This window comes from Photobacterium aphoticum (assembly GCF_001029435.1).
Classification (GTDB): Bacteria; Pseudomonadota; Gammaproteobacteria; order Enterobacterales; family Vibrionaceae; genus Photobacterium; species Photobacterium aphoticum.
In genome coordinates, this window is the sequence record NZ_LDOV01000002.1 from 70,860 (window position 1) to 81,398 (window position 10,539).

The following is a 10,539-nucleotide window of genomic DNA, read 5'->3' on the forward strand; positions in this document are numbered from 1 at the left end:
CAAAGTCTTCTCTTATTCGTTCGGGCTTATTTCAGCTTGATCACCACACGACCGGTGATTTGGCCGTTGGTGATCGCTTCTGCGCATGCTGGTACGTCTTCCAGTGCCACTTCACGGCACGCTTGTTCAAAGAAGCTCGCTGGTAGTAGTTCACCCAGACGCTGCCACGCTTTTTGGCGCTTCTCAAATGGGCACATCACAGAATCAATACCCAGCAGTTTCACGTTACGCAGGATGAATGGCATTACCGTTGTTGGCAGATCAAAACCACCCGCTAGACCACAAATAGCCACTGCGCCATCGTAATCCACTTGTGCCAATACTTTCGCCAGCATGTTGCTGCCCACGGTATCAATGGCACCGGCCCACAGTTGTTTTTCCAGTGGACGCGCGGGTTCTGCAAACTCGCTGCGCTCGATCACGCGCGTTGCCCCCAGAGATTTCAGTAGCTCACCGTTTTCTTCAACGCGGCCTGTCACTGCGACAACCTTGTAGCCCAACTGAGACAGTAGGGTTACCGCCACAGAGCCCACACCGCCGCTGGCACCTGTTACTAGAATTTCACCCGATTCAGGGGTTAGACCTGCATCCACCAATGCTTGTACACACAGCATCGCAGTAATACCGGCTGTACCGATCATCATGGTTTGCTTGCCGTCAAGGTTGCTCGGCATGGGTACCAGCCAGTCTGCTTTCAGACGGGCACGCTCAGCCATGCCGCCCCAGTGGCCTTCACCCACACCCCAGCCAGTCAGTACCACTTTGTCACCTGCTGTGTAACGGGCATCGGCAGATTCAACAACCGTACCGGTCAAGTCGATGCCGGGTACCATTGGGAACTGGCGTACGATGCGGCCTTTACCGGTGATCGCCAGACCGTCTTTGTAGTTTAGCGATGAGTAGTCGACATCGATCAGGACATCGCCTTCTGGAAGTTGGCTGTTATCAAGTTGCTCGATGGAAACAAGGGTTTTTTTGTCTTCTTGGTTTAGTACCAGTGCCTTAAACATGGGATGCTCCGAATTCACAAGCGGATGAAATTGACTATGAGTGTAGACGGTAAATAACTATGAATGAAATGAATCTTAATCATTTTATCTATGTATTTAGTGCATAAATAGGTAATAAATAAGAGGTAAGACAAGGAGATAGGGTGTAACGGGCGGCAGAAGCCGGCGGTTTTCTCTCTGTCGGCGATTGGCCGGCATAAAAAAGTCGCCGAAGCGACTTTTGAGAGAATGGTTGAGCCGGTAGTGATGGCGCGTGATCTATGCCTTTACGCGTTCAAAGACGGTCGCGATCCCTTGCCCCAAGCCAATACATAAGGTGGCAATACCATATTGGGCATCTTGCTGCGCCATGATATTCAGCAGGCTGGTACTGATCCGGGCACCGGACGCCCCGAGCGGATGGCCCAAGGCGATCGCCCCGCCGTGCAGGTTCACTTTGTCATCCATCTCTTCGAGCAAGTCGAGTGCCTGCAAACACGGCAGCGATTGTGCGGCGAAGGCTTCGTTAATTTCTACCACATCGATATCGGCCAGTGTCAGTTTGGCCCGTTGCAATGCTCGGTGTACGGCGGGTACCGGGCCGTATCCCATGATGGAGGGGTCACAGCCTGCCACCGCCATGGCCTTGATACGGGCACGGATCGGCACACCCAGTGCGTGGGCGGTGTCTTCATCCATCAGTAGCATGCCGGCGGCACCGTCAGACAAGGCAGAAGCATTGCCGGCCGTGACGGTACCATGGGCCGGATCAAACACCGGCTTGAGGGTGGCGAGGCTGTCGGCGGTGGTATCCGGGCGGATCACTTCATCGTGGCGGAATAAGGCCAACGCTCCCAGGCTGTCGTGGCCTTCCGTCGGTAAGATTTCCGCGTTGAATTGTCCGGCTTCGGTTGCGGCATGCGCGCGTTGATGGGAGCGGGCGGCAAAGGCGTCTTGTTGGGCACGGCTGATCCCGTATTGGCGGGCGAGCAGCTCAGCGGTCAGGCCCATCATGCCTGCTGCCTGCGCGACAGACTTTGACAACCCCGGATGGATATCGACCCCGTGCGTCATCGGAACATGCCCCATGTGCTCTACGCCGCCGATCAAGCAGATAGAAGCATCACCCACCATGATGGCACGGGCGGCATCGTGCAGGGCTTGCATGGATGAACCACACAAACGGTTAACGGTGGTGGCAGGCACGGTATGCGGGATCCCGGCTAACAAGGCGGCATTGCGGCCGATGTTGAAGCCTTGCTCCAGCGTTTGTTGCACACACCCCCAGTAGATATCGTCAATCTGGGCCGGATCGATCTGGGGATGACGTTGGAGCAACCCCTGCATGACATGGGCGGACAGGGTATCAGCCCGAACATGGCGAAAAGCCCCGCCTTTTGAGCGTCCCATCGGGGTGCGAAGACAATCAACAATCACAACAGATTTCATGGGCTTCTCCTCATCCTAAGTCAATGGTCGCCGGGGCGGGGATGGGATAGTAGGTGTCCCCTTGGGCGGCTTTGGCACGTAACCCGTCAGGCACCTGATAGATCGGGCCTAAATGGGCATAACGATCGGCGAGGGCGACGTATTCTGCCAGCCCCATGGTATCGAGATAACGGAACGGGCCGCCATGGAACGGTGGGAACCCCAGGCCGTACACCAGCGCCATGTCTGCTTCTGCCGGGCTGGCAATGATGCCTTCTTCTAAACAGCGCACCACTTCGTTAATCATCGGGATCATCATGCGGGCGATCACGGTGGCCTCATCAAACGTGTGGGGCTCGCTTTGGGTTGTCGCTAATAAGGTGAGGGTATCGGGATCGTACGTTTTCTTCGGTTTGCCTTTGCGATCGAGGGTATAGCGGTAGAAGCCGGCACCGCTTTTCTGGCCAAAGCGTTGAGCCTGGAACAGGGCATCGAGCGGGTCGTGAGCAGGGATCGCCATGCGTTCCGGAAAGCCTTTCGCCATGACCTGTTGGGCATGATGGGCGGTATCGATGCCGACCACATCCAGCAGATATGCCGGACCCATCGGCCAGCCAAATTGGTGCTCCATGATGCGATCCACGGCGGTAAAGTCCGCGCCGTCTTGCAGCAGGCGGCTAAAACCGGCGAAGTACGGGAACAGCACGCGGTTGACAAAAAAGCCCGGGCAGTCGTTGACCACGATGGGGGATTTGCCCATTTGGGCCGCATACGCGACAACGCGTTGCAATGTGGCGTCGGAGGTGTGCGGACCGCGAATGATTTCCACCAAGGGCATGCGGTGAACCGGATTGAAAAAGTGCATGCCACAAAAGTTCTCGGGACGACTCAGCGCCTGGGACAACAAGGTAATAGGAATGGTGGACGTATTGGAGGTGATCACTGTGTCTTCACGGACGTGGGCTTCGACCTCGCGCAGCACACCGGCCTTGATGGCCGGATCTTCAATCACCGCTTCCACCACCACATCGACACTGTCAGCGTCAGCATAATGCAGTGTGGGATGAATACTGGCCAGTATCTGCGCCATCGTTATGCCATCCATGCGGCCCCGTGCCAGTTGCTTGTTCAGCAGTTTGGCCGCTTCCTGCATCCCTAGATCTAATGCCTCTGTACGAATGTCTTTCAAGATCACCGGCACGCCTTTGCGGGCTGACTGATAGGCGATCCCTCCTCCCATGATCCCCGCACCCAGTACCATCGCATGGCGGGTGGGCATTCCGCTTTGGGCGGCGTGTTTCGCCTGGCCTTTGATGTACTGATCATTGAGGAAAATGCCGACCAGCGCCTGCGCGGCATCGGTCTTGGTCAGTGGGACAAAGTAAGTATTCTCGATGGCCAGTGCTTCATCTCGCTCACAGCCAGCGGCGGCTTCAATGGTGTGAATGGCCGTCATGGGGGCGGGGTAATGCGGCCCGGCTTTGTGCGCCACCATGGCTTTGGCAGTGGAAAAACTCATGGTCGCTTCGGTGGTATTGAGGGCTAACGGCGCCTTTTTTTGCGTGCGACGTTGCTGCCAGTTCAGCTCACCGTTGATCGCCGCGTTGAGCATGTTCAGTGCCGCCGCCTGTAAGTGCTCCGGCGCGACCACGGCATCCACCAATCCGAGGGCTAAGGCGTCATGGGCGCGTTTGTCTTGCCCGGTGGCAATCATCGTCATGGCGGGATCAGCGCCAATCAAGCGGGGCAGACGCACGGTACCGCCAAAGCCGGGCATGATGCCGAGCTTGGTTTCCGGCAGGCCGATACGGGCTTGCGTATCAGCCAGGCGAAAATCGGTCGCTAAGAGGCACTCACACCCGCCGCCTAAGGCATACCCGTTAATGGCAGATAAGGTAGGGACGGGCAGATCTTCGAGTCGGTTGAAAATACGGTTGGCGTAGGTGAGCCAGTGAGAGAGCGCCTCCGTGGGCAGGGCAAACAGACTGAGGAACTCTTTGATATCGGCCCCGACAATGAAGGCATCATGGCCGGATGTCAGGAGTAAGCCTTTGAGATCGGGAGTGGCATACAGTGCCTGTAACGCCTGATCCAGTTGGCCAAGGGTATGAAGGTCGAATTTGTTGATAGCGCCGGGAGCTTGAAAGCACAGCTCTGCAATGCCGTCTCCGCGATCGCGAACGAATAGGGTGTCACCGTGGTAAATCATAGGCTATCTCCATGAGGCCCAGTTTGCGCTGGAACGATTTTCACTGGTTAGACCTGTCGCAAGGCTATGTTCTAGTGTGAACCCGATATGCAACGATTACAACACCTATTTTAAACATTTGTTTAACTTGGTTTGGTGCAAAACTTGGAGATAACGCACAATCTGTGCGGTAAATGAAGGTGTTTTATGCTTTTTTTCAATGGATTATGTTTTCTGGGAAATGCTTCCAGAAATTACATATCGTTAACCTTGTTAACTGGTATTTATCAACATGGCCGTTGTAAATGGATTGACCGCAGTATAGGGCTGCGGGAATTATCCAATCGAAGGATCGATAGATATGAAGACAAAGCTGACGTTTGCCGCAGCAGCATTGGCGGCCGCCCTTCTGCCTGCGACAGGTCAGGCGGTGCTGATGAAGCCTGCCCCTGTCCATGGCCCGCACATTGATTTGAGCTGGGTGCCGGATTTGCCACCGGGTGATCCGCTGTTTACTCATCAATGGCACTTGCGTAATACCGGCCAGACTGCCTTTTCACAATCGGCGGGCACACCGGGACAAGACATGAACCTCTGGATCACGCACCTTTTGGGTATTCAAGGGGTGGGCGTGAATGTTGCCATCATTGATGATGGCTTGGAAATCAATCACCCGGATCTGGCGGCCAATATTCGACCTGGCTCGCGAGATTTCGTTAATAACGATGATGATCCGACCCCAACCAGCCCCGATGATACCCATGGTACGTCAGTGGCGGGCTTAACCGCTGCCGTTGGCTGGAACGGGATTGGCGGCCGAGGGGTCGCACCGCGTGCGGGCCTGAAAGGCTACAACTGGCTGAATAGCCAAACCGTAGACGGTTGGTTGATGTCCCACGGTACGACCGCGCGGACTCAGGACGTGCGCGTCTATAATCAGAGTTATGGCTATAGTGTCATAAATCCTATCTCCTATGATCTGCCCAATGATCCATCACTGGCACTGGAAGAATTTGTCTATGAGGATGTGACCCGCAATACCCACCAAGGGCGCGGTAGCCTGTTCGTGAAATCGGCGGGGAATAACTACAACTACTTTTATGCTTGGTTGGGGGCACAACTTGGCGCAGGGTTAGTGTTCCCTGCTGATTTGTTTGACCCGAATCGTGTTGGCCCGGCGAATAATGGTTTGCCGATGCAAGACAGTAACCTGACACCGACCAATGCCAGTTATTGGAACCTGACCGTCTCTGCGTTGGATGCGCACGGTAAGCGATCGTCATACAGCAGTGTAGGGGCGAATGTGTTCTTGTCTGCCCCTGGTGGTGAATTTGGGGTGGATGCGCCGGCGATGGTGACAACCGATTTGACCGGGTGTGAAGCCGGGATGAACCGTATTACCATTGCGGAGAACGGCCTGCATGGCGGGACGGAGCTGGATCCGAACTGTGATTTCCGGGGCACCATGAACGGCACGTCCTCATCCGCACCGAATACCTCCGGTGCCGTTGCGCTGTTGATGTCGGCTAACCCGGCTCTGAGCTGGCGTGATGTGCGCCATATCTTGGCCTCGACAGCGACGAAAACCGATCCTGACAGTGTTGGGGTGCCACTGACCTTCACCCAAGCCTCGGGTGAGCCGGCGACCTATGATGCGATCCCGGGTTGGCAAACCAATGGCGCAGGGTATGACTTCCATAACTTCTATGGTTTAGGCCGCGTCAATATCGATAGTGCGGTGATGATGGCGCTGCATTACGACTCGCCGTTGCCACCGTTACAGGTGACCGATTGGATGAGTACGACGGCAGCGGTGGCGATCCCTGATGCCACAGTGGCTGGCGCCAGCTCAACGTTTGTGGCAACGCAGGACGATTTTGTTGTCGAAAGCCTGCAAGTGCGCGTCGATATTGATCATCAGCGCTTGAACGATTTGGCGATTGAGCTGATCTCTCCAGCGGGCACGCGCAGTGTGTTGTTATCGCCGCGTACCGGTTTGGTGGGACAGTCAGTGAATCCAGAGGTGCAGGGTTTTAGCAAGCAGTTGATGCTATCTCATCATTTCTATGGGGAAGAGATTGAAGGGGAGTGGCAATTGGTGGTTCGGGATACCAATGGGGGCGAACATGTGTGGATTGCGTATTTAGATCCGCAAAATGCGTTTTTTGTCGACCTGCCTAACAATGCTCAGGACGGTGTTCTGAAGTCGTGGGATATCCGCTTCTTTGGCCATGAGGAAAAGTGATCATGAAAACAGTGAAATCAACACGATGGGCATGCCGTGCATCGGGGGTGTTGCTAAGCAGTGCCCTTTTGAGTGGTATCTTCATGGCGGGTGCAGCACAGGCCTCGTCGTTGCCAGCATTACCGGTGTTAGCGACCGTGCCGGTTCAGGCACAAGCCGAATGGGTGCCGGCAGGGGATGTACAGATCGCCGGTGAGCAATTTACCAAACTGGCGCCCGCTGCGCAGACACGCGCTGCACGGACGTTCAGTGTGCCGGGGGCGCCCTTGACGGTACAGGCAGGAGACCGCCTGTTGCAAGCCGGATCGCATCAGGGGCCGGTTGAAGTGAGTGGCGGGATCTTGGTACGTTTGTCACCGGGTGTCAGTGCGCAACAATTGGCGCAGGACAGCCAACTGACGTTGGTGTTCAGTACGCCAGAGATCGCGGTACTGAAAGCACCGGCGGGGCATAACTTGCTGCCTGTGGTGGCTGATCTCGATAGTGACCGTCGGGTTGAGCACGTGAGCCTGGATTTAGTCAGTGGGGCTAACCTGCCACAGTAAAGCAGTATGATGGGTTGCGAGTCATAAAATGGGAAGCCGATGGGCTTCCCTTTTTTATCTTTGGTTGCGCGATCACACGGGAAGTCTGGCAGTGAAGGCGGGGGGATGTGGTATTCTGTCGGGCTGAGTGTTTGTTTAGATGAGATGAAGCCAAGCGATATGAGTGCAGCCGATCCTTACATGGTGCCTGCCGCGCCTGCGGTATTTGAAGAAGAAATCAAGAAAAGCCACTTTATTACCTACTTGGCTCATACGCCATCGGTGGAGCAGGCCAAAGCGTTTGTTCAGCAGATCAAAGATAAACACCATGATGCGCGCCATAACTGTTGGGCGTTTGTTGCCGGCCGACCGGAAGACTCCATGCAGTGGGGGTTCAGTGATGACGGTGAGCCATCGGGCACGGCGGGCAAACCGATCCTCGCGCAGCTGACGGGGTCCGGGGTCGGAGAAATCACGGCGGTGGTGACGCGGTATTCCGGCGGGATCAAACTCGGGACCGGCGGCTTGGTGAAAGCATACGGTGGTGGGGTACAACAAGCGTTAACTGTGCTGCAAACCAAAGAAAAGATCATCACTTCTGAGCTGGCTTTATGCTGCGAGTATAATCAAGTGTCTTTGGTAGAGACATTGCTGGCAGAAGTGGCTGGCCAACAAGTCCATGCTGACTATGGTCAGCAGGTCACCATGGTGGTGGCACTGGACCGCCGGCTGGAAGCCGAGTTTTGTGCCAAGTTAGTCAACCGCAGTGGCGGGCAGATTGTGGCGAAAGCGGTTGATGGTGATGCGCCGTGATCCTTTATGTTGAATCTTTTACGATGAGAGCCGAATAAGGCCATGCAATTTCGTTCCATTATTAGAATCGTTGGCCTGTTACTGGCCTTGTTCAGTGTCACTATGCTGGCCCCTGCGCTAGTGGCCTTGTTATATCGAGACGGTGCCGGTTTTCCGTTTGTCGTGACCTTCCTGCTGCTTTTTGCCGGCGGCGCATTATTGTGGGTGCCTAACCGTCATCATCGTCGGGAGCTCAAAGCCCGAGATGGCTTTTTAATTGTCGTCTTATTCTGGACGGTGATCGGTAGCGCCGGTGCGGTGCCGTTTATTTTAGCTGAAACCCCTGACTTGTCGGTGACTGACTCCTTTTTTGAATCCTTTTCAGCACTCACCACAACCGGGGCCACCGTGATTGTCGGGCTCGACCATTTACCCAAGGCGATTTTGTTTTACCGTCAGCTGCTGCAATGGTTCGGCGGGATGGGGATCATCGTCCTGGCCGTGGCGATTTTGCCTGTGCTGGGGATCGGGGGTATGCAGCTGTATCGGGCTGAAATTCCGGGCCCAGTGAAAGACAGCAAGATGACCCCGCGTATTGCCGAAACGGCCAAAGCATTGTGGTACATCTATCTGGCGCTGACCATCAGCTGTGCGCTGGCTTTCTGGCTGGCTGGCATGTCAGTGTTTGATGCCATCTCACACAGTTTCTCAACGGTGGCGATCGGGGGCTTCTCCACCCACGATGCCAGTATGGGCTATTTCAACAGCCCGACCATTAATATGATCACCGTGGTGTTCCTGCTGATCTCGGCCTGTAACTTCTCGCTGCATTTTGCCGCGTTTGCCAATGGCGGTATTCACCTGCGTACCTACTGGCGAGATCCGGAGTTTCGTGCCTTTTTGGCCGCGCAGCTGATTTTGATGCTGATTTGTTTTGGCATGCTGCTCAAGCACCATTCTTATGATTCGTATTTTGATGCGTTTGATCAGGCCCTGTTCCAGACGGTGTCGATTTCAACCACGGCAGGCTTTACCACCACCAGTTTTGCCGACTGGCCCTTGTTCCTGCCGGTACTGTTGCTGTTCTCTTCGTTTGTCGGCGGCTGTGCCGGTTCGACAGGGGGCGGTATTAAAGTGATTCGTATGCTGCTGCTGTTGCTGCAAGGGATCCGTGAATTGAAACGTCTGGTGCACCCAAGGGCGATTTACACCATTAAGGTGGGCGATAAAGCACTGCCACAGCGTGTTGTTGATGCGGTGTGGGGCTTTTTCTCTGCGTATGCCCTGGTGTTTGTGGTGTGTATGTTGGCGTTGATTGCCACGGGGTTGGATGAACTGACCGCCTTCTCGGCGGTGGCGGCGACCTTGAATAACCTCGGCCCCGGGCTTGGGCAAGTGGCAGTCCATTTTGGTGAGATCAACGATCCGGCCAAATGGGTGTTGGTGATTGCGATGCTGTTTGGGCGTCTTGAAGTCTTTACGTTATTGGTACTCTTTACCCCGACGTTCTGGCGCAATTAAGTATTCATATATAAAGAGGGAGTGACGACGTGGAAAACGTACTCTTACTGCATTCAAGCAGTGACGGCCAAACCGTGAAGATTTTGCAGCACATTGCCAGCACCTTGGGTGAGGGTTACCAGTGTGAGCTGGTGGACTTAAACACGTTGCCGACGGTGGACTTTACCCAATACAGTCGCGTGTTGATTGGGGCGTCTATCCGTTATGGGCACCTGAATAAAAAGCTGTACCAATTCATTGAGCAGTATCAGGTGCAATTGGCGCAACATAAAGTGGGTTTCTTCTGTGTGAACCTGACCGCGCGTAAGGCGGGCAAGAATACACCGGAGACCAGTGTCTATATGAAGACGTTTTTGAAAAAATCACCGTGGCAGCCAGCATTGCAGGCAGTGTTTGCCGGCGCATTGCGTTATCCGCGCTATGGCTGGTTTGATCGTGTCATGATTCAGCTCATCATGCGTATCACGGGTGGGGAAACCGACACCACCAAAGAAGTGGAATACACCGATTGGGAGAAGGTGAGCGAGTTTGCACGCCGTTTTTCGCAGTTCTAAGGGCGATTTTTGAGGGGTTGGGGTGTTTTTTGTGCAAACGATGCGTTTGTTCGTTTTTTTTCTAAAAACCCCCTTGCCATCATGATCGAAGGCTCTATAATGCGACCTCACTGACACGGACAACGGCATCGCCGGTAACGATAAGTCAGTTTGTTCTTTAACAATTTGACCATGCAATCTGTGTGGGCACTCGTTGAATAGATAGTCAAAAGATTTATCAATGAAACTGAGTGACCAATCGATAGACCTTTAGCAATAAAGCGAAGTCGGCACAGTCAATTCATTCATTACTTCGGTA

At 54.6% G+C, this 10,539-nt stretch carries 8 protein-coding genes; 5 read left to right on the forward strand and 3 right to left on the reverse strand.

Annotation, left to right across the window (positions count from 1 at the left end):
- Positions 1-26: 26 nt before the first annotated feature.
- From acuI to fadB, 3 genes are all read right to left on the reverse strand, one after another.
- Positions 27-1,010 (reverse strand): acrylyl-CoA reductase (NADPH), encoded by a 984-nt coding sequence (gene acuI / locus ABT58_RS01405; RefSeq protein WP_047872578.1) that lies wholly within the window; start codon positions 1,008-1,010, stop codon positions 27-29.
- Positions 1,011-1,268: 258 nt separating this feature from the next.
- The gene (fadA, locus tag ABT58_RS01410) at positions 1,269-2,438 is read right to left on the reverse strand and encodes an acetyl-CoA C-acyltransferase FadA (RefSeq protein WP_047872579.1); all 1,170 of its coding nucleotides are present in this window, start codon (positions 2,436-2,438) and stop codon (positions 1,269-1,271) included.
- A 10-nt stretch (positions 2,439-2,448) separates the two neighbouring features.
- Positions 2,449-4,626, reverse strand: coding sequence for a fatty acid oxidation complex subunit alpha FadB (gene fadB, locus ABT58_RS01415; protein WP_047872580.1), 2,178 nt, complete (start codon positions 4,624-4,626; stop codon positions 2,449-2,451).
- A gap of 340 nt (positions 4,627-4,966) precedes the next feature.
- Here fadB and ABT58_RS01420 point away from each other — a divergent pair, with 340 nt between their 5' ends.
- From ABT58_RS01420 to hemG, 5 genes are all read left to right on the forward strand, one after another.
- Positions 4,967-6,850, forward strand: a complete 1,884-nt coding sequence (locus tag ABT58_RS01420; RefSeq protein WP_205625300.1) for a S8 family peptidase — start codon at positions 4,967-4,969, stop codon at positions 6,848-6,850.
- Positions 6,851-6,852: 2 nt separating this feature from the next.
- Positions 6,853-7,395, forward strand: a complete 543-nt coding sequence (locus ABT58_RS01425) for a hypothetical protein (protein ID WP_047872581.1) — start codon at positions 6,853-6,855, stop codon at positions 7,393-7,395.
- A gap of 159 nt (positions 7,396-7,554) precedes the next feature.
- Positions 7,555-8,187, forward strand: a complete 633-nt coding sequence (locus ABT58_RS01430) for a YigZ family protein (protein ID WP_047872588.1) — start codon at positions 7,555-7,557, stop codon at positions 8,185-8,187.
- Between the two features lie 42 nt (positions 8,188-8,229).
- Complete coding sequence (locus ABT58_RS01435; RefSeq protein ID WP_047872582.1) at positions 8,230-9,687, forward strand: TrkH family potassium uptake protein; 1,458 nt, start codon at positions 8,230-8,232, stop codon at positions 9,685-9,687.
- A gap of 29 nt (positions 9,688-9,716) precedes the next feature.
- Positions 9,717-10,241 (forward strand): menaquinone-dependent protoporphyrinogen IX dehydrogenase, encoded by a 525-nt coding sequence (gene hemG / locus ABT58_RS01440; protein WP_047872583.1) that lies wholly within the window; start codon positions 9,717-9,719, stop codon positions 10,239-10,241.
- Positions 10,242-10,539 lie beyond the last annotated feature (298 nt).

Bases quoted from the DNA above. Each gene is read 5' to 3' on its own strand.
- ABT58_RS01425 (WP_047872581.1), top strand. From the start codon at position 6,853: ATGAAAACAGTGAAATCAACACGATGGGCATGCCGTGCATCGGGGGTG.
- acuI (WP_047872578.1), bottom strand. From the start codon at position 1,010: ATGTTTAAGGCACTGGTACTAAACCAAGAAGACAAAAAAACCCTTGTT.
- fadB (WP_047872580.1), bottom strand. From the start codon at position 4,626: ATGATTTACCACGGTGACACCCTATTCGTTCGCGATCGCGGAGACGGC.
- ABT58_RS01430 (WP_047872588.1), top strand. From the start codon at position 7,555: ATGAGTGCAGCCGATCCTTACATGGTGCCTGCCGCGCCTGCGGTATTT.
- fadA (WP_047872579.1), bottom strand. From the start codon at position 2,438: ATGAAATCTGTTGTGATTGTTGATTGTCTTCGCACCCCGATGGGACGC.
- ABT58_RS01435 (WP_047872582.1), top strand. From the start codon at position 8,230: ATGCAATTTCGTTCCATTATTAGAATCGTTGGCCTGTTACTGGCCTTG.
- ABT58_RS01420 (WP_205625300.1), top strand. From the start codon at position 4,967: ATGAAGACAAAGCTGACGTTTGCCGCAGCAGCATTGGCGGCCGCCCTT.